Origin of the sequence: Pseudomonas sp. PAMC 26793, from assembly GCF_000313235.1 — a bacterium.
In the GTDB taxonomy this organism is placed as follows: domain Bacteria; phylum Pseudomonadota; class Gammaproteobacteria; order Pseudomonadales; family Pseudomonadaceae; genus Aquipseudomonas; species Aquipseudomonas yamanorum.
The window spans coordinates 294860-320045 of record NZ_AMXG01000045.1 but is presented as its reverse complement, the minus strand read 5'-3'; the positions used below and the strand labels follow the sequence as shown (position 1 = coordinate 320045).

The following is a 25186-nucleotide window of genomic DNA, read 5'->3' as shown; positions in this document are numbered from 1 at the left end:
CTCCCACATTTTGATCCGGTTGCGTCAGGGAAACCGGGTTATTTACCCGGCACCAACGTCAACCGGGTCTTCCCATACACCCCGTCAAAGTTCTGCGGCTGCATCGGGAAGCTCAGGTATTGCGCTTTCAACCATGGGTCGATGCCATTGGCATAGTTCGGGCTGGCCGGGTTGCCGGATTGGCCGATGCCGCTCTGGCCCATCATCGGTTCCACCTGGCCGAAGTCGACAATCATCCGCAGTGCCGGCACCTGGGTCGTGTCGAAACTCTGGCCCCAGCTATACGGTGCGCTGTTCAGCGTGTTGTGATCGCCGCCCGCCGCCAGTGGCCCGCGAAGGGTCTTGCCGCTGCTGTTCTTCCAGGTGTAGCTGTGCAATTTGCCCCACTGCCAGGCCTTGTGATCGGCGCCCAGTGCGCTATCGCCGGCGGTGATCGCGGCGGCCAGGCTGCGGGCGAGGATCGCCGGCTTGTCGGTTTTCTGCCCAGTGCGGGTGTCATTCCAGAACGGGCTGTCTTCGCGCCCCAGCAGGTGGTCGGCCACCGCTGAGTACGACAGGTTGGCGTTGCCGATAAAGGCTTTCCAGGTGGCGCTGTTTTCCGGACCGAGTTCGTCGAGGAAAATCTGCTTGGCGCTTTCCTGCAGGAACAACTCATAAATCGCCGCGTCGGCGGAGGTGGAGGCCAGCCTGCCATCGAAGGCCATGAGGCGACCCAGGGCTTCCCGCGCCTTGGCCTGTTCGGCCGCTGGCAATGCGTCGATCGCCTGTTTCAGCGGCTGGGCCATGCCCGGCGCCTGGAACATGCTCTTGAGCTTGGCGGCGAACGTGGTGGTCTGGTCGTACTGCATGGCGATCATGCTGCGGCTGTCATGCTTGCCGCTGCCGGCCAACTGCGCGATACGTTCGGCGCGCTCCGGCGCCGCCCACGAGTTGGACAACTGCATGCCGTAGCCGCGCGGAATGGTGCGCTGGTTGGCGGTGCCGATCCAGCCTTGGGCCGGGTCCTGATCGTATGGGTGCAGCATCGCGTCGGCGTAGCCATCCCAGTCGAAACGCCCGTCCCAGCCCGGCGATGGCACCAGGCCTTCGCCTTCACGGCGGTTCGGGAAGCGCCCGGTCACTTGCCAACCGATGCTGCTGGCGTCGGCGAAGACCATGTTCAAGGCAATCGCGCGAATTTCCCGGGTGGCATCAGAGGCTTTACCGGCGGTTTGCGCACGGGACAGGTCGAAGAACGCGTCCAGGCTCTTGTCGTCCTTGAAATCGGCGGTCTGCAAGGCCAGGCCGTAGCCGCTGTTCAGCGATTGGGCACTGTTGAGCAGTGGCCCGTGGCGGGTTTCGTACACCGCTTCGCGAATCGGCCGCTGGCCCTTGGCGAAGTAGGTTTCGTTACGCACGATGGCCGGCAGCCATTTGCCGTTGTTTTCGTAGTACAGCGCGTTGCCCTGGCGCTTGACCTTCTCCAGGAATACGTCCTGGGTGTCGCCCGAGACCTGGCTCATGCTCCACGCCACCTTGCCGTTGAAGCCGGAAAGCAGGGTTGGCAGGCCAGCAATCGAAACGCCGGCGGCCTGGTATTTCGGCGAACGGATCTGCACGTAGTTCCACAGCGACGGGGCCTGCATCGAGGTCGACAGGTCATTGGCCAGCAGGCTCTTGTTGCTGCGGCTGCGCTGCGGGCCGATCGCCCAGTTGCTGGAGCTGGAAGTGCCCAGGGTGTTCAAGGTGCCGAGGTGCTCGCTGAGGCTAGTCAACGCGGCGAGGCCCGGGATCTGGCTCAGGTTGATGCCCTTGAGCTTGTCGGACTCGGCCACTGGCAACGGTTCATCCGGGTAGCTTGGGGTCAGCCAGGCGAGTTTGTCGGCGCCGACTTTCTGCGCCAGCACCAATGAGGACAACTCTTCCTGCAGGTTGGTCGACTCGCTGAAATTCAGCAGGCAGAACAGCAGCGCCGAATCTTCCGGCTTCCAGTATTCAGGCTTGTAGCCGCTCTGGGCCAGGTCTGGCGGCAGCTTGTCGCGGTAGCGGAACAGGTAGGCGTTGACCCCGCGCGCATACACTTCAAAGAAGCGCTTGAGGCGCGGCGACGAGGCGTTGTACAGCTCGCCGGCGCTTTTGCGCAGGTTGACCGCGCGCATGAAACGGTCGACATCCAGCACTTCAGGCCCCGACATCTCAGCCAGGCGGCCCTGGGCCAGCAGGCGCAAGGTGACCATCTGGGTGATGCGGTCGCTGGCGTGCACGTAGCCCAGGGTGAACAGCGCATCGTGGAAGGTGCTGCTTTCAATCAGCGGGATGCCCTGGCTGTTGCGGCGCACGGAAACATTCTGCGCCAGGCCCTTGATGGGCTGCACGCCGGAAACCGGAGGCAGGGTGTCCTGGGTGCTTTGTAACTGGCAACCGGCCAGGCCCAAGGCACTGGCAATGGCCGCGGCAACGCCGAACCGGGGAAGAAAATGTGAGAGGGCTGGCGAGGCCATGGCAAAGCTCCTGCGGGGGGTAGCGTCAGTAAAGGCGCTACGTTAGTGAGCGCGGCGAAACGACGCAAGCGGGAGGCGATGCTTATTTCAGGATTTGCGTAAGGTTTCTAGTCGGGCACAAATCAGTGTGGGAGCGAGCAAGCCCGCTCCCACATTTTTGATTCGGCTTACCTTCAGGATTTTGGCGGATTGACCTTCTGCACCAGCTCATAAGCACGCACCGTCGCCGGGCGTTGCTTGATGTGGTTGAACCAGCGTTCTACATGTGGGAAGTCTTCCAGCTTTTGGCTCTGCCACTTGTGGGAAACGATCCACGGGTAGATCGCCATGTCGGCAATGCTGTACTCATCGCCGGCCACGAACGTGCGGTCGGCCAGGCGCCGGTCCAGCACGCCATACAGACGGGCGGTCTCATCCACATAGCGTTTGATTGCGTAGGGAATCTTCTCCGGGGCGAACTGGCTGAAGTGGTGATTCTGCCCGGCCATCGGGCCCAGGCCGCCCATCTGCCAGAACAGCCATTGCAGCGCTTCCTGACGACCGCGCAGATCCTGGGGAATGAACTTGCCGGTTTTTTCCGCGAGGTACAGCAGGATTGCGCCGGATTCGAACAGGGAAATCGGCGCGCCACCGTCGGTCGGGTTCTGATCGACGATGGCCGGAATGCGATTATTGGGGGCGATTTTCAGGAAGTCGGGCTTGAACTGCTCGCCCTGGCCGATGTTGATCGGGTGCACCTCGTAAGGCAGACCGGCTTCTTCCAGGAACAACGACACTTTGTGACCGTTGGGGGTGGTCCAGTAATACAGGTCGATCATGAAGCTCTCCAGGGGTGGTGACGCTTGAGCGAATGCCTGTAGGTATAGGTAATGTTAGGGTGACGAAAATTCAATGAAACATTTGGGTCTATCGATATGGAAATCCGTGCGGGCGCAGCGTTGATTGTGATTGACCAGCAAAAAGGCATTCATCATCCCAAGCTGGGGCGGCGCAATAATCCGCACGCCGAGGCGCGCATGCTGGCATTGCTGGGGCATTGGCGGCGCGAAGGCTGGCCGGTGATTCACGTGCAGCATTTGTCCCACTCGCCGGAGTCGGTGTTCTGGCCGGAGCAGTCGGGGGTGGAGTTTCAGGAGGCGTTTGTGCCCCAGGCGGGTGAGCAACTGATCCAGAAGCGAGTGCCGGACGCGTTTTGTGGAACGGGGCTGGAAGCGAGTTTGCGTGACGCCGGGATCCGGCAAGTGGTGCTGGTGGGCGTGGCCACCCATAACTCGGTGGAGGCCACGGCCCGCAGTGCCGGCAACCTGGGGTTTGAGACCTGGGTTATCGAAGATGCCTGCTACACCTTCGACAAGGCGGACTTCTTTGGGCAGATGCACTCGGCAGAGCGGGTGCATGCCATGTCGTTGGGCAACCTCCACGGCGAATACGCCACGGTGATTTTCTCAAGACAGGTGCTGGCTTAAGCCACCGCTCCATCCACCAACACCTGCAACGTCTGCTGCGAGCACCGTTCGATACGGACCTGCACGCCATAGACTTCGGCAAACAACGCCGTATCCAGCACTTCATCCGCCGTGCCACAGGCATGCAACCGACCTTGTCGCAGCACAGCGATATGATCGGCATAACGTGCCGCGAGGTTGATGTCGTGCAGCACCACCACGGCGATCAGGTTGTGCTCCCGCACCAGGCCGCGCACGCAGTCCATGACTTTCAACTGGTAGTTCAAATCCAGCGCACTGGTGGGCTCATCCAGCAGCATCACCTGTGGCCGGCGCGCAATCAGCTGCGCCAGGCTGACCAGTTGCCGCTGTCCGCCGGATAACGTGCCCAATAGCTGATCCGCCAGGTGAGCGATGCCAATCCTTTGCAACGCACCAAAGGCCTCGCGCATGCACACGTCACTTGAAAGCGGAATGCCCTCGACGTTCGCCACCCGCAACGCCGCGATCACGCTTTCCATCACGCTCAGGCTCAACCCCGGTGGCAGGTTCTGCGGCATGTAGGTCACGCGTCGGGCACGCTCACCGACGGACATTTTCGTCAGGTCCAGGTCACCCAGTCTGACAACGCCCTGCATCTTTTCCAGCCCGGCCACCGCCCGCAGCAACGTTGACTTGCCCGCACCGTTTGGCCCGATCAACGCGGTCAGGCTGCCGTGGGCCAGGGTCGGCAAGCTCAGGTCATGCACAATCTGGCGCCGTCCATAACTGACGTGGGCGTTCTGAATCGACAATCCCTTACTCATAACTGCCTCCCGCGCTTGAACACCAGCAACACGAAAATCGGCACGCCCACCAGTGCGGTGACGATGCCCACCGGCACGATCACCCCGGGCATGATCAACTTGCTGGCGATGGAGGACAGCGACAACAGCAAAGCGCCGACAAGCGCGCTGGCCGGCAGCAGGAAGCGCTGGTCTTCACCCACCAGAATCCGCGCGATATGCGGACCCACCAGGCCGATAAATCCGATGGTTCCCACAAAGGCCACGGCGGTGGCCGACAGCAGGCTGATGCGCAACAACGAGAAAAACCGCAGGCGTTTCACGTCGACACCGAAGCTTTGCGCGCGGTCTTCGCCCATGCGCAACAAGGTCAGGCGTGGCGCGGCAGCAAAGGAAAAGGGCATGACCACCGCGACCACAAACGCGAGGATGCCGAGCTTGTCCCAGTTGGCCCGGGTCACGCTGCCCAGGGTCCAGAACACCAGTTGTTGCAGCACGTCCTCGGTGGCGACCAGTTGCAACAGGGCGACGACCGCGTTGCAACTGAACACCAGGGCGATCCCGAAAAGCACCAGGCTTTCCACCCCGGCACCCCGCAGGCGTGACATGGCTTGCAGCAAAAAGACCGAGGCGGCGGCAAACACAAATGCCGAAATGGAAATCGCCGTATTGGCCGACACCCACAGCGTTGTCACCGGAAACACAATCACCAGGGACGCGCCCAACGCCGCTGCCGAGGAAACGCCCAGGGTGAACGGACTGGCCAACGGGTTGTTCAAGATCGCCTGCATCTCGGCGCCCGCCAGCGACAGCGCGCAACCGACCAATACCGCCATCAAGGCGTAGGGCAGGCGCACGTTCCAGATAATCACCTGGTCGGTGGCGCTCAGGTGGGCCGGGTGCAACAAGCCATCGAGCAGAGCGCCAAGGCCCATGCCCGACGGGCCGCTGGCCAGGTCCACGAGGATCGCGCACATCAGCGCGCCACCCAGCAGGGCGAGCAGCCAGCAGCGACGGGCCAGCAGGTGGCGGTAGCCTTGGCTGGCGGTGGCGAGGTCGAGGGTTTGAGTGGTCATTGGATTCGCAGCCTTGAAAACGACGAAAATCCCTGCAGGTACTCGGTCAGTGTGGGAGCTGGCTTGCCTGCGATAGCGGTGTTGGATTCACCATCGCCATCGCAGGCAAGCCAGCTCCCACAGGAACCGTGTCCAGGCAGGGAATGGGTTGTGAGCCTTAGTTACTTGGCCCTGCCATCAATCCAGTAGGCACCCTGCAATGGCATGCCGAGGAACTGCTGGTTCATCGCTTCCATGGTCGCCTTCGGATCCAGCTTCGCGAACAACGCCGGATGCACCCACTTGGCCAGCGCTTCAATCGCCAGCAGGTTGTACGGCGAGTTGTAGAAGTCATGCCACAAGCCGTGGGAATTACCCTCACGAATTGCCCGAAGGTTCACAAATTCCGGCCGGGCCAGCACCGCGTCAAACGCGCCACGCGCATCTTCTTCGCTCACGCCAGCACCCAGAATCAACCCAGGCTTGTGATTGCCGGTGGCCACATACACATCCGGGTCAGCCTTCAGCGCGTACTCGACACTGATGTCCCCCAGCGCCCCCGGCACCACGTCGGCGGCGATGTTACGGCCGCCCACCAGCTTGATCACTTCACCCATGCCGCTCTTGCCGGTGGTGTGCCCCGGTGCCTGCCAGGCGCCGGCGAGCAATTCCAGGAACACGCTGGGGCGCGGGCCGGCCGGCAAGGTGGCGACGGCGTCGGTGATCACCTTGATGTGCTGGTCATAAAAGTCGAGGAACGCCTTGGCCTGGGTTTCCCGGCCAAGGGCCTGGCCCAGGGCGGTCATGCTGGCGTGGGTGCCTTGCACCGGGTTGATACGGAAGTCGACGAACAACACCGCGATGCCTGCCTTGGCCAACACATCCGCCACCGGGCTGTGTTCGGTCGGGCCGTGGCCGGAAATACTGAACACTGCGAGGTCCGGTTTCAGCGAGAGGATTTCCTCGGCGCTGACGCTTTGCTCCGACGCCTGACCAATCAGCGGAATGTCTTTTACCGTCGGAAATTTCGCCACGTAGGCGTTATAGGTGTGGGCGTCCAGCAGCTTCAAATCATTCTGCCAGCCGACAATCCGTTGGAACGGCGCGTCTTTGTCCAGCAACGCAAAGGCCGAAATCAAGCGGCCTTCGCCGAGCACCACGCGCTGCACGTGGTCCGGCACGTCGACCTTGCGGCCCAGCACGTCGGTGACTTCATGGGCGGCGGCGGTTTCGGCGTGGCCAAGGATCAGCACGACAAACAGCGCGCCCAGCTTGAGGAAGCTGCGGGGTTTCAGCATGGGGAGAACTCCAGGTGAAGGCTGTTCTTGAGTTAAATTACAATTAATCTCATTTAGATTCGGTAGTCTAAAGACCGATACCGGCCGCCACGCCGTGGCTTTGTAATGGGGATGCGCGATTACCGCTTTCCACAACATTCCATTACATTTGCGCGTACGCCTGGCTGACGTTTCGGCTATCTCCTGCCTTTTGAGTTTCGGACGAGTTGCGCCATGGCCAAGCAAGACCACCTGTTGATCGTTGATGACGACCCGCAAATCCGCCAGTTGCTGTGCGACTACCTGAGTGACGCCGGTTTCCAGGTGTCCACCGCCGGCGATGGCAAGGAAATGCGCCGCCGCCTGGCGCTGAATGTCATCGATCTGATCGTGCTCGACGTGATGCTGCCGGGCGAAGACGGCCTGAGCCTGTGCCGCGAATTGCGGGTCAGCTCCAACACGCCGGTGATCATGCTCACCGCCAAGGGCACGTTGATCGACCGGATTGTCGGCCTGGAAATCGGCGCCGACGATTATCTGCCCAAGCCGTTCGACCCACGGGAGTTGCTGGTGCGGATCAAGGTGGTGCTGCGCCGGGTGCAGAGCTTTCCGGACCGGGCACGGCTGGATGAAGCGCCGAGCATCAGCTTCGCCGGCTGGCAATTGGACACTCGGGCGCGGCAATTGCTTTCACCGGAGGGGGTGGTGGTCAGCCTCGGCAACTCCGATTACCGGGTGCTGCGCCTATTGCTGCAGCATCCCAACCGGCCGTTGAGCCGCGACTTTTTGCTCAACCATGTATTCGACAAGGACAGCACGCCGTTCGACCGCTCGATCGACGTGTGCGTCAGCCGCCTGCGCTCGCAACTGCCGGCCGGGTTGATCAAGACCGTGCGCAACGAGGGCTACATGCTCACCGCCGACGACGTGGCGCTGCAATCGTGAAACTGCTGCCGCGTTCGTTGTTTGGCCGGCTGGTATTGATCCTGGTCAGTGGCATGCTCGCGGCCCAGGCCCTGACCAGCAGCATCTGGTACGACATGCGCCACGGCCAGGTGCTGGAAATCCCCAGCCGGCTGATCGCCACGCGGCTGGCGGACGTGGTGCGGCTGGTGCACAGCAATCCGGCGCAGGCTGATGGACTGATCAAACTGCTCGATACGCCGGGCTTTCGCCTGACTCTGAGTGACCAGGCCAGTGAGGTGACAAGCCGCATCAGCGACAGCGACCAGGCCACCGAGCGCTTGCTGAATAAAGTGCTCTCGGAGAAAACCGGCTACACCCAAAACCTGCATCTGTTGAGTCTCAAGTTGCTGGATGCCGAGGGCCAGCATGCCGGGCTGTCGACTCTGCTCAGCTCCAAGCCTGTGGTGGGGCAATTCCTGATTGACCTGCGTTTGCCGGACGGGCGTTGGCTGCAGGTACAGGCCACCGAGGAGCAGGGCTGGACCAGCACCTCGCCCATGGACCTGTTGTTTGACTACGTGATGCGCATTTACCTGCTGCGGGTATTGGTGCTGGTGATCATTGCCCTGGTGGCGGTTCGCCTGGCCATTCGCCCGCTCAATGCCCTGGCCAAGGCTGCCGAGGCGTTGGGCCGGGATATCCAACGGCCACCATTGGCGGTCGACGGTCCCACCGAAGTACGCCGCGCCGCTCAGGCGTTTAACGCCATGCAACAGCGGCTGATCGCCAACATCGCCGAACGCACGCGGTTCCTTGCGGCGATTTCCCACGACCTGCGTTCACCCATCACACGCCTTCGGTTGCGTACGGAAATGCTCGACGACAACCGCACCAAGGAGCGTTTTCGCAGCGACCTCGAAGAAATGGAGCACATGGTTTCCAGCACCCTGGATTTTGTCAGCAGCGGCGAAATCAACGAGAAGCGCCAGAACATCGACATCAACGCCTTGCTGCAAAGCTTGCAGGCCGATCTTCAGGATGTGGGTGAGACGGTCGCGATAGAAGGGCGGGCCAAACAGCCGCTGCCTGGATATGCCCGAAGCCTTAAGCGTTGCGTGCAAAACCTGCTGGAGAATGCGGTGCGTTATGGCTGCGAAGTAGTGGTGCGGGTTGAGGACAAGGCAGACAGCTTGAAGATTGTGATCCGCGACCGTGGGCCTGGGATTCCCCGGGAACAACTGGAACAGGTGATGGAGCCGTTTTACCGGGTGGAAGGCTCACGCAATGTGGAAACCGGCGGGTATGGGCTGGGGCTGAGCATCGCGCATACGATCGCCAGTGCCCATGACGGGCGTTTGAGCTTGAGCAATCGGGAAGGTGGGGGATTGGAGGTGGTGTTGCAGTTTCAACGCAAATCCTGGCCTTGAAATGCAGGCTAAATGTGGGAGCGGGCTTGCTCGCGAAAGCGGTGTATCAGTAACAGAGAGGTTGACTGACAATGCGCTTTCGCGAGCAAGCCCGCTCCCACAGTTGGATGTGCAGTGTTTCGAGAATCGGGTTTCTTAACTCAAGCCCCGTGGCACTTCTTGAATTTCTTCTCGCTGCCGCACGGGCAAGGATCGTTACGACCCACGTCCTTCAAGGTGTTGCGCACCGGCTCCTGGTGAGCGTGGCCGCAGTTCGGGCCGTGGACATGGCCGTGGTCGTGGTCGTGATCATGGTGATCGTGATCGTGGTTGCAGTCAGGACCATGGACATGGGGTTGCTGAGTCATCGATGTCGCTCCGGAATAGAATCGCCGGGGATTATCTCGCCATTGCGCATCACCTGCACGTCGTTCCCGATAAATAAACCGGTTTTCAACTCGCCTTCAAGGCGATAGGGCACGGGCTCGCGCGGATTTTTCAGCATGTCGACCACATCGCGGATTTGTGGCCACAGGTTGGTGCGCACAGATACCCGGAAGAAGGCGTGGCTGTGGGGCGGTACGGTCAGCCATTCGTTGGACTCACCTTCGGTCAGCAGCAGGGGACCCAGGCTGACCTTGTACACCAGGCCGCGTACGGTCAGATCGTTGTCGTCGCGGTTATCCACACGGAAATACAGCTTGAACTTCTGCTCCAGCAACTTGACCCGCACGGGATCGACCTTGACCAGCCGCACCTCGGGGGCGGGCGCGTCGTCGGCGAACCACGATGCACAGCCAGAGAGGCCTAGCGTCAATGCCAGTAGAAGGCTGTAAGTCCTGAATACCCGCGCCTTAGAAACCATGCCATTACCCCCTTTGAAGAGTCAGCATAGCAAGCGCGAGCCTGCCGGGTATCAATGAATGTCAGAGGTAGCCGGAACAGCACTTCTTGAATTTCTGCCCGCTGCCACATACGCAGGCGTCATTGCGCCCAGCCTTCACGTCCACTGTCGGGTCGATAAAGTACCAGTGCTCATTGTTCTGTACGAAAGATGAGCGTTCCCGGTGACTGTGTTCGCCAGTGCTGTCGTGCCAGCGTGCGGTAAAGGTCACGAAGGCGTGTTCCGGCTGGCCGCCGAACACCTCGGAGCTTTCCACTGAAAGGCCCAGCCAGGTGCTTTGTGCGCTCCAGGCGCCGATGGCATCTGTGTCCAACCCGGCTTGTTGCGCGGGCAGGGTGGTCGCCACCAGGTAGTCCACCAGGCCCAGCACATAGGCGCTGTAGCGTGAACGCATCAACGCTTCGGCGCAGGGTGCCGGGTGGCCGGCGTGATAATGGCCGCAGCAGGCATCCAGCAGGTTGCCACTGCCGCAGGGGCAAATGGATGTACTCATCGGGTTACCACCAATACTTTCCAAAGTTTTGCGGGTTGGCCCAGAAGCGGGCGTTCAGCCAATCCGGCACCTGTTTATAGTCAAGCAGATCATAGGTAAACAGCGTCAAAACCTGAGCGTCGCGCTGAAAGCGTTCGCTGGCTTGCAGGGCCAGGGAGAAGAAGTCGGTGTCTTTCCAGTGGCAGGCGGCCAGGTCCACCAGCACTGCAATGCGGCTGGCATTGAGGTTGCGAATGCCCCCCAGCAAGGTCAGGCCCGCAGGTTTTGACAGGTGTTCCAGGCAGTCGACCACCAGCGCCAGGTCAAAACGCTGGGCCGCGAGGTCGGCGGGCAAGGGGCCGGGCTCGGCGAAGGACACCACGGTATCCGGGTGCGCTTCCTTAAAGGCATCCAGCGCCGGGAACTGGCTGGCGCCCAATAACAGCAGGCGTTTGGGCGCGTGAAGATCAAGCAGCGCAGCGAGCGCTTGCTGGGGTGTACGGGAAGAAATACCGGCAGTCATCGAAGATCCTCACATCAGGACCGTAGAGACTAGCTTGCCTGAGCGTGCGGGCCTAGAGCGGGCGGCGAGAATAAACCGCTCGACCCAATGAATACTGGGGTGTGACACGCTGGCGCAGATGAAAAGAGCCGTCTTTACTCCACCCGTCGGCCCCCGCCGATCCCCTCAGGAGAAAGTCAGATGAGCATCATGCGGACAGCTCTACCCTTGGTTCTGCTAACCGGAGTATTGACAGGTTGCGCAGGCTTGCAAAAAACCGACTGGCCCACCTGCGCCGCGGTCGGCGGCGTGACCGGCGCGGCCATTGGCGCAACCCAAAGCTCTTCCTATGCAGGCTACGGCGCGTTGCTGATCGGCGGCATGGCAGGCGCCTATTGCTGGGTGCATGGCGATGGTGATGAAGACGGCGACGGCGTACCGGACAGCCGCGACAAGTGCCCTGGCACGCCAAAAGGCGTGCAGGTCGACGCCAATGGCTGCCCTCCGGTGCCGGTAGCGGTGGTTCAAGAGGAAGTGGTGGTGGTCAAGGAAGAAACCATCGTGATTCGTGATGTGCACTTCGAGTTCGACTCCGCGAAGCTGACGGCGGCCGACAAAACCAAACTCGACGTCATTGCCACCCGCCTGAAAAAAGAGGCCCCGAGTGCGCAACTGCGCGTCAGCGGGCATACCGACAGCGTCGGTAAAGACGCCTACAACCAGAAACTCTCGGAACGACGTGCTCATTCGGTAACCGACTACCTGGTCAGTTCCGGCGTCCCGCGCAGCAGTTTCGTCTCCGTGACCGGCGCCGGCGAAAGCCATCCGGTGGCGGATAACAAAACCGCTGACGGTCGTGCGCTAAACCGCCGTGTGGAAATCCAGATCAACCGCTGACCCCGCCTCAAGGCCCCTGTGGAATCCACGGGGGCCCCTTCATCAATTTTTCAATCCTTCACTGGTACAACGCCTGTAGAAGTCGTTACTGTGCGCCCAAAGAATAATGTGCAAGGGGAGCGTGCGGGATGAAGGTGTTTTGGGGGCTGGGGAAGTGTTTGACGTTGCTGTTTTGGGTCGTGGTGGTGGTCAATCTGTTCACACCGCTGATCAACCCGTTCCACCTGTTGGTCAACCTGGCCGGCAGCCTGTTGTTGCTGACCCATATTCTGGAGCTGCTGTTGTTCAACGGCAGTGTGAAAACCCGTGCCCATCCCTGGCGTGACCGCTTGCAGATCCTGCTGGTGGGTATGTTCCATGTGCAGAGCTTTTCGAAGCCGATACCGACTAATGATGTAAACAAGGAGGCCAATCATGCGTAAGGTTTTTCTGTTGGCCCTGTTGGTCAGCCCCATTGCCCTGGCCCAGAGTGTCAGCGTCGAGACCAACTCGCTGATGCGCCTGCCCAACAGCAGCGGCGTTTTGCAACTGGAGCGACTGGACGTGGCGGATTACGGCACTTTGCTGATCCCTGCCAATATCACCCAGGTGACGGTGGATGAGCTGCACCTGGGCCGCGACGCACGCATCGCCATCGTGCCCGGCAGCACCCCCCTGCAACTGCAGGTGCGCCAGGCGCAGCTGGAACATGGCAGCCAGATCACCTCGCGGGGTGCCCCCGGTACCCATGAACGTCCGGCCAAGGCTGGGCGTGACTTGACCTTGCGGATTAACTCGCTGACGGCCGATGAGCTGTCGGTGGATGCCCGCGGCGGTGCGGGCGCCCAGGGTTATGCTGGGCTGGACGGTGCCAACGGCGAAGACCCGGGCTGCACCTGGGGCTCGGCCGGGCGCGGTTCGAATGGCGATAACGGCGGCGACGGGCTGCCGGGCGCGGCGGGCGCGCAGGTTCGTGTGGAGCTGCCGCAGGACTTCCCGGGCGAGAAGATCAAAGTCTGGGTGGACGGCGGTGCCGGTGGTTTGGCGGGCACGGCGGGCAAGCCAGGTAAAGGCGGGCAGTCCAAGGGTTGCCTGGTGTACCGCGCGGATGGCGGCGAGAAAGGCCGGGCCGGGTTGGAAGGGCAGCCGGGGCCAGCGGGGCCTGCGGGTGCTGTGACCATTCAGAGGCTTTAACGCTTTACCTTGTGGCGAGGGAGCTTGCTCCCGCTGGAGTGCACAGCGCTCCCGCTTTTTCTTGGGGCCGCTACGCAGCCCAGCGGGAGCAAGCTCCCTCGCCACAGCAAGCCCCCCGCCACAGCAGCCCCTCCCCACAGGATATGGGGCGCCTCAGAACATCGGCCGTGCCGAAGCAATCGCCACCAGCACCAACCCCACAATCAAGTTAATCCCCACCAGTTTACGAATCTGCCCCAACGCCGCAGCCCCGGCCGGCCAATCCTCAGCCGCCACCGCCGTGCGCAGCTCCGGTAACTTCAGCGCCTGAATCCGGATAAACAGCGCGGTCATCACCACATACAACCCCATCATGACCTGCACATAACGCGGCGCGGTCTCAAACCCGTTGAAGCGCAGTTGCAGCAGGCCGACACCGCTGATCGGCAAGACCAGCACCGCGACCCACACCCACACAAAAAAACGTTGAAACACATTCATCCAGAGTTTCAGTCGTGCAGGCCCGTCCAGCGCGGCCATGGCGGCGGGGCGCAGGATCATCCAGGCGAAAAACATACCGCCGACCCAGATCAGGGCGGCCAGTACATGCAGGGTGTAAGCGAAGCTAAAGACGGTCATTGGGGTACTCCGTTCTGCGCGGGATTAATTAGCGGGGTATGATAGCGGCCGATCCGAACCACTGAAAATTTATCCAGCGTTTTTTGCGCCCGACTATCCATGATCAGCACTGAACTCAAAACCACGATCCAGGGCGCCTACTCGCGTTTTCTCGAAGCCAAGAGCTTGAAACCGCGGTACGGCCAGCGCCTGATGATCGCCGAAGTCGCCAAGGTCCTCGGGGATATCGACACCGACGACGAAGGTCGGCGCAGTGGCGACCCCGCCGTGGTGGCCGTCGAGGCCGGCACCGGTACCGGTAAAACCGTGGCCTACAGCCTGGCGGCGATCCCCACCGCCAAGGCCGCCGGCAAGCGCCTGGTGATTGCCACCGCTACCGTCGCCCTGCAGGAGCAGATTGTCTACAAAGACCTGCCCGACCTGATGCGTAACAGCGGCCTGAACTTTACCTTCGCCCTGGCCAAGGGCCGTGGGCGCTATATGTGCCTGTCCAAGCTCGACGTGCTGTTGCAGGAAGGCCACGCGCAAACCGCTACAGCCTCGCTGTTCGAAGAAGAAGGCTTCAAGATCGAAGTCGATGAGGTCAGTCAGAAGCTGTTTACCAGCATGATCGAGAAACTCGCCGGCAATAAATGGGACGGCGACCGCGACAGCTGGCCCAATGCCCTGGAAGACGCCGACTGGGCCCGCTTGACCACCGATCACAGCCAGTGCACCAACCGTCATTGCCCCAACTTCGGCCAGTGCGCCTTCTACAAGGCCAGGGAAGGCATGGGCAAGGTCGACGTTATTGTCACCAACCATGACATGGTCCTTGCGGACCTGGCCCTGGGCGGCGGTGCCGTGCTGCCAGATCCGCGTGACACGCTCTACGTGTTCGACGAAGGCCATCACCTGCCCGACAAGGCCATCGGCCACTTCGCCCACTACACGCGCCTGCGCTCCACCGCCGACTGGCTGGAAACCACCGCCAAGAACCTCACTAAGTTGCTCGCCCAGCACCCGCTGCCAGGCGACCTGGGCAAGTTGATCGAGCAGGTTCCAGAGCTGGCGCGGGAGATCAAGACCCAGCAGCAATTCATGTTCAGCGCCTGTGAGCAGGTGGCAGACTTCAAGCCCGGCGAAGACGTGGAAGGCCGCGAACGGCCGCGCCATCGTTTCGTTGGCGGGCTGATCCCCGAGCACATGCGGGAAATGGGTGTCGAGCTGAAGAAGGGCTTTTCACGCCTGACCGACTTGTTCACCCGTCTCACCGATTTGCTCAAGGAAGGCATGGACGGCGAGGTCAACATCGGCATCGCCAGCAACCAGGCCGAAGAATGGTACCCGCTGTTTGGCAGCCTGCTGTCCCGCTCCCAGGGCAACTGGGAGTTGTGGACCGCCTTTACCGTCGAAGACCCGGAAGACAACCCGCCCATGGCCCGTTGGCTGACCTTGTCGGAAAGCGGCGCGCTGTTTGATATCGAGGTCAACGCCAGCCCGATCCTGGCGGCGGAAATGCTCCGACGCAACCTGTGGAACGTGGCCTACGGTGCCTTGGTCACCTCGGCCACGTTGACGGCCCTGGGCACCTTCGACCGCTTCCGCATGCGCGCCGGGCTGCCGAAAAAGGCGGTCACCGCCGTGGTGCCAAGCCCGTTCCATCACGCCGACGCCGGTGTGCTGCGGGTACCGGACCTCAAGGCCGACCCACGGGATGCGCCGGCCCACACGGCGGCGATCATTCGTGACCTGCCGTCGTTGGTCGAGGGTTCCCGGGGCACACTGGTGTTGTTCTCGTCCCGCAAACAGATGCAGGACGTGTTCGACGGCCTCGACCGTGACTGGCGCAAGCAGGTGTTTATCCAGGGCAATCTGTCGAAACAGGAAACCCTGAACAAGCATAAGGCGCGGGTAGATGGCGGTGATTCCAGCGTCCTGTTCGGCCTGGCGAGTTTCGCTGAGGGTGTGGATTTGCCCGGCGCCTACTGCGAGCACGTGGTAATCGCGAAGATTCCGTTCTCGGTGCCGGATGATCCGGTGGAGGCCGCGTTGGCCGAATGGATCGAGGCCCGAGGCGGAAATCCGTTCATGGAAATCTCGGTGCCGGACGCCTCCTTGAAGCTGGTCCAGGCCTGCGGGCGCCTGCTGCGTACCGAAGAAGACCGCGGCACCATCACCTTGCTTGACCGGCGTCTGGTTACCCAGCGCTACGGGAAAGCTATCCTGAATGCTTTGCCGCCGTTTCGGCGGGAAATTTCTTAAGACCCCGTGGGCGAATTCGCCCACTTCGTGGTCTATCTCACCATCGCTTCACGTCATCAGGCCAGTCACCGGCCGTTTGGGAGAACCTTGTTCACATGATTCGCACGCTGCCCGCTGTTTTTGCCTTGTTGTTTGCCGCGCCATTGCTGGCTGCGCCTGCCGGGCAACAAACCCTGTTCAACTTTGTACGGCCCGCCGATGTGGTCAAGGTGGCGACCCAGGACGCCAGCCTGCCGCAATACAACGCCGAACAAACCCCTGAAGGCGAAGTGCTGCGCCGTATTACCTTCAACCCGGCGGCCGAACCAAGCCTTGTGCTCAGCCCGCAGACTGGTGCCTGGGATTGGTCGCAATCCGGTGCGATGAGCCTGCGTATCCAAAGCGCGATGGACTGGGCGCTGACCCTGTACGTCAAGGTGCAGAGCAATGACGGCCGGACCCTGTTCAGCCGTATCGACCTGCCAGCCGGCCCGGCGCAAACGCTGTTGATTCCGTTGCAAGCCAACTCGCCGCTGAGCCAGGGCATGAAGGCCGGTCCGCCGATGCCGATCACCGTCGATGGCCAGCGCGTGTTGCTGGCCAGCAGCGAAGGGGAGATCGACCGTAGCCAGATCGTGACGGTGACACTGTCGATGATCAAACCGAACGTCGCCCAAAGCATCCTGCTGGAGCGCTTTGGCGTGCAGGATATCGAGCCGGTACTCAAGGCCACCTACAGCGACCTGGTGGATGCCTATGGGCAGTCCACCCGCGCTAAGTGGCCGGAAAAAGTCAGCAATGACGACCAGTTGCGGGCCGCAGCGGTCAAGGAGCGGCAACAGCTCAAGGGCTGGCTGGCCGAGCGTGACAAGGCGTCCCTGGACAAGTACGGCGGCTGGAACAAGGGCCCGGCCTTTGACGCCAGTGGCTTCTTCCGCACCGAGAAGCGCGACGGGCGCTGGTACCTGGTGACACCGGAAGGCCATCCGTTCTACTCCCTGGGCGTCAACACCGTCGCCCCGGACAACAGCCAGACCTACGTCGCAGGCCGCGAATGGATGTTTGCCGCGCTGCCCAAGGCTGGCGAGCCTTTCGACAAATACTATGGAAGCGGCGACAGCCGCAGCGGCAATGGTGCGGATCAGGGGCGCAGCTTCAATGTTGGCCGCTGGTATGACTTCTATGGCGCCAACCTGCAACGTACCTATGGCCAGCCGTGCGTGCCGCCGGCACCCTGTCCTCCTGAAGGTTTCGACCAGAAACGCTGGGTCAGCCATACCCTCGACCGCCTGCAAGCCTGGGGTTTCAACACCGTCGGCAACTGGAGTGCGCCGCAGCTGGCGACCGCCGACCGTGTGCCTTACACCTTGCCACTGTCGATCGTCGGCGATTACGCGAGCATCAGCACCGGTACCGATTGGTGGGGCGGCATGCCCGACCCGTTCGACCCGCGGTTCGCCATGGCCACCGAGCGTGCGGTGGCGATTGCCGCCCGTGACCACCGTGACGACCCGTGGCTGATCGGCTTCTTTGCCGACAACGAACTGGCCTGGGCCGGTCCCGGTGATGATGCTAAATCCCGCTACGCCTTGGCCTACGGCACCTTGCGCATGACCACCGACGTGCCGGCCAAGCGCGCGTTTCTCAAGCAATTGCGTGACAAGTACCGCAACCAGGACGGCCTGTCCAAGGCCTGGGGCATCGAACTGCCGGCTTGGGAGTTGATGGAAGACCCGGGCTTCGTGCCGCCTATGCCGAACCCCGAGCACCCGGAAATCGAAGCGGACTTCAAGTACTTCCAGAAAACCTTTGCCGATGCCTACTTCAAAACCATCTCCGATGCGCTGAAATGGCACGCGCCCAACCAGCTGTTGCTGGGTGGCCGTTACGCCGTCAGCACCCCGGAATCGGTGGCGTCCTGCGCCCAGTATTGCGACGTGCTGAGTTTCAACATGTACACCCTCAAGCCACAGGATGGTTACGACTTCGCGGCCCTGCGGGCGTTGGACAAGCCGGTGCTGATCACCGAGTTCAACTTCGGTTCGGCGGACCGTGGCCCGTTCTGGGGCGGCGTGACGCAGTTGGCCCGGGAAGAGGAGCGTGGGGTTGCCTACGCCAACTTCCTCAAGCAGGCCATGGCCGAGCCGTCGATTGTTGGCGTGCACTGGTTCCAGTATCTGGACCAACCGGTCACCGGTCGTCTGCTGGATGGCGAAAACGGCCACTTCGGCCTGGTGGGCATCACCGATGTGCCGTTCCAGGGCTTTGTCGACAGCGTGCGTAAAAGTAACCTGGCAGCGGTCGACCAGTTGGGCAAGGAGGCCGAAAAGGCCAAGGCGGCCGCTGCGGTCCACATCGGCGAAGGCGGTAAACCGGGGCGTGACGGCAACGCTGCCGGGCCGGGCGCAGGGCATTCCGGTGGGCATTCCGGCAAGGGTCATTGATGGTGCCGGATCGACGAGTGCGGGTTCACAAATCACTCAATGGCTGGAACAATGTCGGCCACTTTTTGTAGTACTTTTCCGAGGGGGCTTAGGTGCAGATTCAGGGTCATTACGAGCTTCAATTCGAAGCGGTGCGTGAAGCCTTCGCCGCGCTGTTCGACGACCCTCAGGAGCGTGGCGCCGCGTTGTGCATTCAGATTGGCGGCGAAACCGTCGTCGACCTGTGGGCCGGTACCGCCGACAAGGACGGTGCCGAGGCCTGGCACAGCGACACCATCGCCAACCTGTTCTCCTGCACCAAGACCTTTACGGCCGTCACGGCTCTCCAACTGGTGGCCGAAGGCAAGCTGCAGCTTGATGCGCCGGTCGCCAAGTACTGGCCGGAATTTGCTGCAGCCGGCAAAGAAGCCATCACCCTGCGCCACCTGCTCTGCCACCAGGCCGGGCTACCGGCGCTGCGTGAAACGCTGCCTGCCGAAGCGCTGTACGACTGGCAAATGATGGTCGACGCCCTCGCCGCCGAAGCGCCTTGGTGGAAGCTCGGAGAAGGCCATGGCTATGCGGCGATTACCTACGGCTGGCTGGTGGGCGAGCTGCTGCGTCGCGCCGACGGTCGTGGGCCGGGTGAGTCCATCGTGGCCCGGGTTGCGCGGCCATTGGGCCTGGACTTTCATGTAGGCCTGGCAGACGAAGAATTCCATCGAGTTGCCCATATAGCTCGAGGCAAGGGCAATTTAGGCGATGAGGCGGCACAGCGTTTACTTCAAGTAACGATGCGCGAGCCGATGGCGATGACTACCCGTGCATTTACCAATCCGCCGTCTATTCTGACCAGCACTAATAAACCCGAATGGCGGCGCATGCAGCAGCCAGCGGCAAATGGTCACGGTAATGCACGAAGTCTGGCGGGTTTTTATAGTGGGCTGCTCGACGGTAGTTTGCTGGAAGCCGACATGCTTGAAGAGTTGACCCGTGAACACAGTATCGGCCCGGATAAAACCTTATTGACACAAACCCGGTTCGGGTTGGGTTGCATGTTGGATCAACCGCAAGTACCAAATGCCACGTTCGGCCTTGGCCCACGGGCCTTTGGGCATCCGGGGGCAGGGGGCTCGGTGGGGTTTGCCGATCCGGAACATGATGTAGCCTTTGGTTTTGTGACCAATACATTGGGGCCTTATGTACTTATGGACCCGCGGGCGCAAAAGTTGGCAAGAATATTGGCCGGTTGTCTGTAAATAGCTTGCTGTCTTGCGTTTTTTTGTTACAAAGGCACATACAAAAAGACGCTAGGCAAAATGTTGTAACTTTAATGTTCCAAAAGCGTCTGTTTAACGGGTCATTCAGGCCCTTGGTTTTTTCTCATTTTGTGGATATCTCATGTTATCGAACAAGTCCTTGGCACTGGCGCTATGCCTCACTATTACTGGCTGTGCACAAACCCCACAAAATGATGCCGAAGGTGGGCATTGGTGGTCATTTGGCTCTGATAAGGCTGCTACCAAGGATGCAGTGAGCCAAGCCGACACCAAACCGGATGCCAAGCCGGCCGTCGCTGCCAAGGCGCCTGCGCCGGTAGCGCCCGCCGCTGCAGCACCTGCCCAGGCGCCGGCACCGGTTGCCAAGGCAGATACCGGCTCCAGTTGGTGGCCGTTCTCGTCGAAAGCCGACGACGCCAAGGCCGACCTGAAAGCTGACCTCAAGGCTGCAACGCCTGCATCCGGCGCCCCCGCCGCTGCACCGGCTGCCGCACCTGCCGTTGCCAAGACAGATACCGATACCAAATGGTGGTGGCCGTTCGAAAGCAAGCCAAAGCCATTGGCCAAGGTCGACGTTGCCAACATTCCAATGCCTGATCCAAAAATCACCCAGGCCTGGCTGGACGACTACGAGCCGCGCCTGCGCCTCGCGATCAAGGACAGCAACCTGCAACTGGAACGTCGCGACAACGTATTGGTCGTGATTGCCCCGGTTGACGGCTCCTACAACCCGAAACGCCCGGCGATGTTGCTGCCGGTGACCCTGGGTCCATTCACCCGTGTTGCCAAGGCTGTTGAAGGCGATCCGAAGACCGCCGTACTGGTCCTGGGCCACGTCGATGCCTCGGGTGCCGAGCCAGTAAGCCAGGCCCTGACCAAAGAGCGCGCGCAGTCCATCGCTTCTATCTTCAGCCTCAGCGGCCTGAAGCAGGACCGCCTGATGCTGCGTGGCATGGGCGACCTGATGCCGCGTGCGGCCAACGACAGCACTCAGGGCCGTGCCTTGAACCGTCGCATGGAAATCCTGTTCACCCAGCGCACCACCATGCTGGCCTTGCTGAGCAAGTACAACTCGGCCAACCCGCCGAAGGCTGAAATGGTTGCTGTGCAGGACGTTCCTGCTCCAGCCGCTGCTCCGGTCAAAAAAGCTGCCGCTCCGGCGAAAAAAACCGTCGCCAAGAAAGCGGCTGCCAAGCCAGCGGCCAAAAAGGCCCCAGCCAAGCCAGCTGCTAAAAAGCCAGCACCGGCCAAGGCCGCCACGCCAGCCGCTACCAACGACCAGGCAAAAAACTGATTATTTGAGCAAGAAGGATAAAGCCGCATGACCCAGGCACTGGCCGATATGCGCCGTGACTACACACGGGACGGTTTGAGCGAGGCCCAGGCCCCGGACGAACCGTTTGCCTTGTTCCACCAATGGTTTGCGGATGCGGTTAAAACCGAGCAGCCACCGGTTGAGGCTAATGCCATGACTCTGGCAACGGTCGACCAGGAGGGTCGCCCACATTGCCGGATCCTGCTGCTCAAGGGCCTGGACAGCCAGGGCTTTACCTTCTTCACCAATTATCAGAGCGCCAAGGGTGAACAGCTCGCGGCGCGGCCGTTTGCGGCCATGACCTTCTTCTGGCCGACCCTCGAGCGCCAAGTGCGCATCGAAGGTCGGGTGGTCAAGGTCACGCCCGAGGAGTCGGACGCTTACTTCCAGGTCCGCCCTCTGGGCAGCCGCCTGGGTGCCTGGGCTTCACCGCAAAGCCGGGTAATCAGGGATCGCGAAGAGTTGCAGGACCTGCTCAAGGCCACCGAACAACGCTTCAGTGATACCCAGCCAGACTGCCCCGAACACTGGGGCGGTTATCGCCTGCTGCCGGAGCGCATCGAGTTCTGGCAAGGCCGCGCGAGTCGTTTGCACGACCGCCTGAACTACCGCTTGCAGGGTGCCGACTGGGCCCGTGAGCGGCTGGCGCCCTGAGTCCCACCTTTCGTCACCTCGCCTGAATGCAGCGCTGCGCGCCGAAGTCTCTAGTCAGAGGCCTTGGATGGGTAGCGCTGCGCTGCGTTATGCAGCCGTTGGCTACAATGTGAAAGCGTCCATGAAGATCCTGAGGAGGTGGGATTGCTACCGTTCGTCGAGTTTTTCGGCACAGGCTCTCTGTACTAAGGCTGAATGAAAACAATTTTCTGCCGGGCATGCCGTGACAGGCAGCAAGCCACAGCGGTTTAATGGATACCTGTCCTTTGGAGTTGATGCTATGCGTAAGTCCGTTTTACTAGTTGCCTGCTTTACCACCCTGTCGCTGCTGCTGGGTGGCTGCGCCTCGAGTCTGACCGGCGACTCGTACTCCCGTGACGAAGCTCGTCGTGTACAGACTGTTCGCATGGGCACCATTGAATCCCTGCGTCCGGTGAAAATCGAAGGCACCAAGACCCCAATCGGCGGCGTTGCTGGCGCAGTGGTTGGCGGCGTTGGCGGCAGCGCTATCGGCGGCGGCCGTGGCAGTATCGTCACAGGCGTTATCGGTGCCGTTGCCGGTGGCTTGCTCGGTTCGGCCGCTGAAGAAGGCCTGACCCGTACTCAAGGCGTCGAAGTCACTGTTCGTGAAGACGACGGCAGCATGCGCGCCTACGTCCAGGCCGTTGACCCGAACGAAGTCTTCCGCATCGGCGACCGCGTTCGCATCATGACCGTGAACGGCACCAGCCGCGTTACTCGTTAAGGGTAAGGCTGCAGGAAAAGAAAAACCCCAACCGGGTGACCGGTTGGGGTTTTTTGTTGGGCGAACGATTGTTCGTGATGGTCAGGATTGAACGAGCGCCTGCTTGCGACTGGCCATCGCCGTCACTGCATACCCGATCAGCGCCGCCAATATCGATCCGGTCAGGATGCCCATCCGGTCCATTCCTGCGTATTCACTGCTGCCTGGCACAAACGCCAGGGAACCGACAAACAGGCTCATGGTGAAGCCGATGCCGCACAGGATCGCCACGCCCAACACCTGGCCCCAATTGGCGCCGGCGGGCAGTGCGGCGAGGCCGGTTTTTACCATGACCCAGGTGAAACCCAGTACGCCAACGGTCTTGCCCAGCAGCAGGCCGGCCGCGATGCCCATCGGCACGTGGTGGGTGAAGCTTTCCAAGTTGACGCCGGTCAGTGAAACCCCTGCGTTGGCAAAGGCAAACAGCGGCAGGATCGCGTAGGCCACCCAGGGATGCAGTGCATGTTCCAGGGTCAGCAGTGGTGAAGGTTCGGCGTTTTTGGTGCGCAACGGGATACAGAACGCCAATGTCACGCCTGCCAGGGTCGCGTGCACGCCACTCTTGAGCACGCAGACCCACAGGATCAGCCCGACAATCATGTAGGGCCCCAGCTTGACGACACCGAGCCGGTTCATCGCAATCAACGCGATCAGGCACGCTGCTGCGCCGGCCAATGAGGCCCCGGACAGGTCGGTGGAGTAGAAGATGGCGATGACAATGATTGCGCCAAGGTCGTCGATGATGGCCAGGGTCATCAGGAACAACTTCAGCGACACCGGCACGCGCTTGCCCAGCAAGGCCAATACGCCGAGGGCGAAGGCAATGTCGGTGGCCATGGGAATCGCCCAGCCGCCGAGGGCTGCCGGGTTGTCCTTGTTCAGCGCCCAGTAGATCAGCGCCGGCACGACCATGCCGCCGATGGCTGCTGCGCCGGGCAGCACCACTTGCGAAGGCTTGGAGAGTTGGCCGTCGAGCAACTCGCGTTTTACTTCAAGGCCGATCAGCAGGAAGAACAGGGCCATCAGGCCATCGTTGATCCACAGCAGCGCCGGCTTGGCGATTTTCAGCGCGCCGATTTGTGCGACCACCGGGACGTCGAGAAAACTCGCGTAAAGGTGCGACAGCGGTGAGTTGTTGATGATTAGTGCCAGGGCGGCGGCAGCGATCAGGAGCAGACCGCTGGCGGCTTCCAGCTGGAAGAAACGGGTGAAAGTGCTACGCAGAGGCAAGGGATGCTCTCCAATCAAAGTTCAATAGGTGGGTACCCTAACCCGTACGGTTAGTTGTTAAAACAAAAGTTATATTCTTATTTGTTATAAGTGATCGGTCTCATCACTCGGGTTCCAAACACCTGAAATTGTGTGTCCAATTGAGTCATGACTGTATCTGTGTGGAGTGTAGGAAACATCCTAAGATCTAGTCTGAAATCCTTAGAGAAACCGATCATGAGCGACAACCGCCAATGGGCCCGCGAAGCCATTCGTATTATTGAAGCGGACTTCCAGCGCAGTGCCGACACCCACCTGATCCCCTTGCCGTTGCCGGGTTTGCCGGTTATCGAGTTGTATTTCAAGGATGAGTCCAGCCATCCCACCGGCAGCCTGAAACATCGGTTGGCGCGTTCGTTGTTCCTTTATGCGTTGTGCAACGGCTGGCTCAAGCCCGGTGCACCGGTGATCGAAGCCTCCAGCGGTTCCACGGCGATTTCCGAAGCGTACTTCGCACGGCTGCTGGGCTTGCCGTTCATTGCGGTAATGCCGGCTACCACCTCCCAGGAAAAGATTGCGCAGATCGCGTTCTATGGTGGCAAGAGCCATCTGGTACAGGATCCGACGCAGATCTACGCCGAGTCCGAGCGACTGGCCCAGGAAAGCGGCGGTCACTTCATGGACCAGTTCACCTACGCCGAACGCGCTACCGACTGGCGGGCGAACAACAACATTGCCGAATCGATCTTCCAGCAACTGCGCTTCGAGCGTTATCCGGAGCCGAGTTGGCTGATTTCCAGCCCCGGCACGGGTGGCACGACGGCGACGTTGGGGCGTTATGTGCGTTATCGCCAGCACTGCACGCGGGTGTTGTGCGCGGACGCGGAGCGTTCGGTGTTTTTCGATTACTACCTGAGCGGCGATGCGAGCCTGCGTTTGGAGTGTGGTTCACGCATTGAAGGTATTGGCCGGCCTCGGGTTGAGGCGTCGTTCTTGCCTAAGGTGATTGATGCGATGGTCAAGGTGCCGGATGCACTGTCACTGGCGGCCATGCATTACCTGGCGCAGCGCTTGGGACGGCGAGTGGGGGGCTCCAGCGGCACCAACCTGATCGGCGCGTTGATCGCGGCGCAGCAGATGAAAGCGGCGGGGGAGTCGGGCTCGATTGTGGCGATCTTGTGTGACGGTGGTGAGCGCTATGCCACGACCTATTACGATCAGGCCTGGCTGGCAGGGCAGGGGTATGAGTTGGAGGGTTTGATTGCGGCCGTTGCGGCGAGTGTTGAGCGGGGAGAGGCGCTGCCTGAGAGCGTGCTGCGCGCGAATGTCTGAAACACCGCATTACCAATGTGGGAGCGGGCTTGCTCGCGAGTGCGAT

General features: G+C 61.3%; 24 protein-coding genes. 13 read left to right on the top strand and 11 right to left on the bottom strand.

Features of this window, described 5'->3' with window-relative positions; genetic code table 11:
• Positions 1-38 precede the first annotated feature (38 nt).
• Both D109_RS0125565 and D109_RS0125560 read right to left on the bottom strand, forming a co-directional pair.
• Positions 39-2480 carry a penicillin acylase family protein gene (locus D109_RS0125565; protein WP_017479390.1) on the bottom strand — a complete coding sequence of 814 codons (2442 nt, stop codon included), beginning with the start codon at positions 2478-2480 and terminating at the stop codon, positions 39-41.
• 173 nt (positions 2481-2653) lie between these two features.
• Positions 2654-3298, bottom strand: coding sequence for a glutathione binding-like protein (locus D109_RS0125560; RefSeq protein WP_017479389.1), 645 nt, complete (start codon positions 3296-3298; stop codon positions 2654-2656).
• 96 nt (positions 3299-3394) lie between these two features.
• Here D109_RS0125560 and D109_RS0125555 point away from each other — a divergent pair, with 96 nt between their 5' ends.
• A complete protein-coding gene (locus D109_RS0125555) occupies positions 3395-3946 on the top strand; it encodes a cysteine hydrolase family protein (RefSeq protein WP_017479388.1) in 552 nt (183 codons plus the stop codon).
• On the opposite strand, the gene D109_RS0125550 is transcribed toward D109_RS0125555, so the two are convergent.
• The 3 genes from D109_RS0125550 to D109_RS0125540 form a co-directional block, all read right to left on the bottom strand.
• A complete protein-coding gene (locus tag D109_RS0125550) occupies positions 3943-4731 on the bottom strand; it encodes an ABC transporter ATP-binding protein (RefSeq protein ID WP_017479387.1) in 789 nt (262 codons plus the stop codon). The two genes, D109_RS0125555 and D109_RS0125550, sit on opposite strands and share 4 nt — an antisense overlap.
• On the bottom strand, positions 4728-5786 hold the full coding sequence (locus D109_RS0125545; protein WP_017479386.1) for an iron ABC transporter permease: 1059 nt from the start codon (positions 5784-5786) through the stop codon (positions 4728-4730). Before D109_RS0125545 ends, D109_RS0125550 begins: the two co-directional genes overlap by 4 nt.
• A gap of 161 nt (positions 5787-5947) precedes the next feature.
• Complete coding sequence (locus D109_RS0125540; protein ID WP_017479385.1) at positions 5948-7063, bottom strand: ABC transporter substrate-binding protein; 1116 nt, start codon at positions 7061-7063, stop codon at positions 5948-5950.
• A gap of 213 nt (positions 7064-7276) precedes the next feature.
• Between D109_RS0125540 and D109_RS0125535 the strand changes: the two genes are divergently transcribed.
• Together D109_RS0125535 and D109_RS0125530 are read left to right on the top strand one after the other, a co-directional pair.
• Positions 7277-7987, top strand: coding sequence for a response regulator (locus tag D109_RS0125535; protein WP_017479384.1), 711 nt, complete (start codon positions 7277-7279; stop codon positions 7985-7987).
• A complete protein-coding gene (locus D109_RS0125530) occupies positions 7984-9375 on the top strand; it encodes an ATP-binding protein (RefSeq protein WP_017479383.1) in 1392 nt (463 codons plus the stop codon). The genes D109_RS0125535 and D109_RS0125530 overlap by 4 nt, the downstream gene beginning before the upstream one ends.
• A 140-nt stretch (positions 9376-9515) precedes the next feature.
• On the opposite strand, the gene D109_RS1000000133200 is transcribed toward D109_RS0125530, so the two are convergent.
• From D109_RS1000000133200 to D109_RS0125510, 4 genes are all read right to left on the bottom strand, one after another.
• The gene (locus D109_RS1000000133200; protein ID WP_026078215.1) at positions 9516-9722 is read right to left on the bottom strand and encodes an SEC-C metal-binding domain-containing protein; all 207 of its coding nucleotides are present in this window, start codon (positions 9720-9722) and stop codon (positions 9516-9518) included.
• Complete coding sequence (locus tag D109_RS0125520) at positions 9719-10219, bottom strand: LEA type 2 family protein (protein ID WP_026078214.1); 501 nt, start codon at positions 10217-10219, stop codon at positions 9719-9721. The genes D109_RS1000000133200 and D109_RS0125520 overlap by 4 nt, the downstream gene beginning before the upstream one ends.
• Positions 10220-10280: 61 nt before the next feature.
• Positions 10281-10751, bottom strand: a complete 471-nt coding sequence (locus D109_RS0125515) for a YchJ family protein (protein WP_017479381.1) — start codon at positions 10749-10751, stop codon at positions 10281-10283.
• A gap of 4 nt (positions 10752-10755) precedes the next feature.
• The gene (locus D109_RS0125510; RefSeq protein ID WP_017479380.1) at positions 10756-11253 is read right to left on the bottom strand and encodes a DUF6231 family protein; all 498 of its coding nucleotides are present in this window, start codon (positions 11251-11253) and stop codon (positions 10756-10758) included.
• 180 nt (positions 11254-11433) lie between these two features.
• Between D109_RS0125510 and D109_RS0125505 the strand changes: the two genes are divergently transcribed.
• The 3 genes from D109_RS0125505 (at position 11434) to D109_RS0125495 (ending at position 13302) form a co-directional block, all read left to right on the top strand.
• On the top strand, positions 11434-12129 hold the full coding sequence (locus tag D109_RS0125505) for an OmpA family protein (RefSeq protein WP_026078213.1): 696 nt from the start codon (positions 11434-11436) through the stop codon (positions 12127-12129).
• A gap of 128 nt (positions 12130-12257) precedes the next feature.
• Positions 12258-12551, top strand: coding sequence for a DUF1145 domain-containing protein (locus D109_RS0125500; RefSeq protein WP_017479378.1), 294 nt, complete (start codon positions 12258-12260; stop codon positions 12549-12551).
• The gene (locus D109_RS0125495; protein WP_017479377.1) at positions 12544-13302 is read left to right on the top strand and encodes a hypothetical protein; all 759 of its coding nucleotides are present in this window, start codon (positions 12544-12546) and stop codon (positions 13300-13302) included. The genes D109_RS0125500 and D109_RS0125495 overlap by 8 nt, the downstream gene beginning before the upstream one ends.
• A 153-nt stretch (positions 13303-13455) precedes the next feature.
• Here the strand turns inward: D109_RS0125495 and D109_RS0125490 are convergent, their stop codons facing one another.
• Positions 13456-13920 (bottom strand): CopD family protein, encoded by a 465-nt coding sequence (locus tag D109_RS0125490; RefSeq protein ID WP_017479376.1) that lies wholly within the window; start codon positions 13918-13920, stop codon positions 13456-13458.
• Positions 13921-14019: 99 nt separating this feature from the next.
• Here D109_RS0125490 and dinG point away from each other — a divergent pair, with 99 nt between their 5' ends.
• From dinG to D109_RS0125460, 6 genes are all read left to right on the top strand, one after another.
• The gene (gene dinG, locus D109_RS0125485) at positions 14020-16164 is read left to right on the top strand and encodes an ATP-dependent DNA helicase DinG (protein WP_008432096.1); all 2145 of its coding nucleotides are present in this window, start codon (positions 14020-14022) and stop codon (positions 16162-16164) included.
• Between the two features lie 95 nt (positions 16165-16259).
• A complete protein-coding gene (locus tag D109_RS0125480) occupies positions 16260-18587 on the top strand; it encodes a beta-galactosidase (protein ID WP_017479375.1) in 2328 nt (775 codons plus the stop codon).
• A 92-nt stretch (positions 18588-18679) separates the two neighbouring features.
• On the top strand, positions 18680-19825 hold the full coding sequence (locus D109_RS0125475) for an EstA family serine hydrolase (protein WP_017479374.1): 1146 nt from the start codon (positions 18680-18682) through the stop codon (positions 19823-19825).
• Positions 19826-19967: 142 nt separating this feature from the next.
• A complete protein-coding gene (locus tag D109_RS0125470) occupies positions 19968-21140 on the top strand; it encodes an OmpA family protein (RefSeq protein WP_026078212.1) in 1173 nt (390 codons plus the stop codon).
• 27 nt (positions 21141-21167) lie between these two features.
• Positions 21168-21815, top strand: a complete 648-nt coding sequence (gene pdxH, locus D109_RS0125465; RefSeq protein ID WP_017479372.1) for a pyridoxamine 5'-phosphate oxidase — start codon at positions 21168-21170, stop codon at positions 21813-21815.
• Positions 21816-22095: 280 nt separating this feature from the next.
• Positions 22096-22560, top strand: a complete 465-nt coding sequence (locus tag D109_RS0125460) for a glycine zipper 2TM domain-containing protein (protein WP_010176704.1) — start codon at positions 22096-22098, stop codon at positions 22558-22560.
• An 81-nt stretch (positions 22561-22641) separates the two neighbouring features.
• On the opposite strand, the gene nhaA is transcribed toward D109_RS0125460, so the two are convergent.
• A complete protein-coding gene (gene nhaA, locus D109_RS0125455; RefSeq protein ID WP_017479371.1) occupies positions 22642-23829 on the bottom strand; it encodes a Na+/H+ antiporter NhaA in 1188 nt (395 codons plus the stop codon).
• Between the two features lie 213 nt (positions 23830-24042).
• On the opposite strand from nhaA, the gene D109_RS0125450 reads away from it, so the two are divergent.
• On the top strand, positions 24043-25140 hold the full coding sequence (locus D109_RS0125450; protein ID WP_177325540.1) for a PLP-dependent cysteine synthase family protein: 1098 nt from the start codon (positions 24043-24045) through the stop codon (positions 25138-25140).
• The last annotated feature ends 46 nt before the right edge of the window (positions 25141-25186 follow it).

Excerpts from the sequence above, each read along its gene's own strand:
- D109_RS0125505 (WP_026078213.1), top strand. The coding sequence starts at position 11,434 with ATGAGCATCATGCGGACAGCTCTACCCTTGGTTCTGCTAACCGGAGTA.
- D109_RS0125480 (WP_017479375.1), top strand. The coding sequence starts at position 16,260 with ATGATTCGCACGCTGCCCGCTGTTTTTGCCTTGTTGTTTGCCGCGCCA.
- D109_RS0125550 (WP_017479387.1), bottom strand. The coding sequence starts at position 4,731 with ATGAGTAAGGGATTGTCGATTCAGAACGCCCACGTCAGTTATGGACGG.
- pdxH (WP_017479372.1), top strand. The coding sequence starts at position 21,168 with ATGACCCAGGCACTGGCCGATATGCGCCGTGACTACACACGGGACGGT.
- dinG (WP_008432096.1), top strand. The coding sequence starts at position 14,020 with ATGATCAGCACTGAACTCAAAACCACGATCCAGGGCGCCTACTCGCGT.
- D109_RS0125515 (WP_017479381.1), bottom strand. The coding sequence starts at position 10,751 with ATGAGTACATCCATTTGCCCCTGCGGCAGTGGCAACCTGCTGGATGCC.
- D109_RS0125490 (WP_017479376.1), bottom strand. The coding sequence starts at position 13,920 with ATGACCGTCTTTAGCTTCGCTTACACCCTGCATGTACTGGCCGCCCTG.
- D109_RS0125555 (WP_017479388.1), top strand. The coding sequence starts at position 3,395 with ATGGAAATCCGTGCGGGCGCAGCGTTGATTGTGATTGACCAGCAAAAA.
- D109_RS0125500 (WP_017479378.1), top strand. The coding sequence starts at position 12,258 with ATGAAGGTGTTTTGGGGGCTGGGGAAGTGTTTGACGTTGCTGTTTTGG.
- D109_RS0125460 (WP_010176704.1), top strand. The coding sequence starts at position 22,096 with ATGCGTAAGTCCGTTTTACTAGTTGCCTGCTTTACCACCCTGTCGCTG.
- D109_RS0125545 (WP_017479386.1), bottom strand. The coding sequence starts at position 5,786 with ATGACCACTCAAACCCTCGACCTCGCCACCGCCAGCCAAGGCTACCGC.
- D109_RS0125510 (WP_017479380.1), bottom strand. The coding sequence starts at position 11,253 with ATGACTGCCGGTATTTCTTCCCGTACACCCCAGCAAGCGCTCGCTGCG.
- D109_RS0125520 (WP_026078214.1), bottom strand. The coding sequence starts at position 10,219 with ATGGTTTCTAAGGCGCGGGTATTCAGGACTTACAGCCTTCTACTGGCA.
- D109_RS1000000133200 (WP_026078215.1), bottom strand. The coding sequence starts at position 9,722 with ATGACTCAGCAACCCCATGTCCATGGTCCTGACTGCAACCACGATCAC.
- D109_RS0125495 (WP_017479377.1), top strand. The coding sequence starts at position 12,544 with ATGCGTAAGGTTTTTCTGTTGGCCCTGTTGGTCAGCCCCATTGCCCTG.
- D109_RS0125540 (WP_017479385.1), bottom strand. The coding sequence starts at position 7,063 with ATGCTGAAACCCCGCAGCTTCCTCAAGCTGGGCGCGCTGTTTGTCGTG.
- D109_RS0125470 (WP_026078212.1), top strand. The coding sequence starts at position 19,968 with ATGTTATCGAACAAGTCCTTGGCACTGGCGCTATGCCTCACTATTACT.
- D109_RS0125560 (WP_017479389.1), bottom strand. The coding sequence starts at position 3,298 with ATGATCGACCTGTATTACTGGACCACCCCCAACGGTCACAAAGTGTCG.
- D109_RS0125535 (WP_017479384.1), top strand. The coding sequence starts at position 7,277 with ATGGCCAAGCAAGACCACCTGTTGATCGTTGATGACGACCCGCAAATC.
- D109_RS0125565 (WP_017479390.1), bottom strand. The coding sequence starts at position 2,480 with ATGGCCTCGCCAGCCCTCTCACATTTTCTTCCCCGGTTCGGCGTTGCC.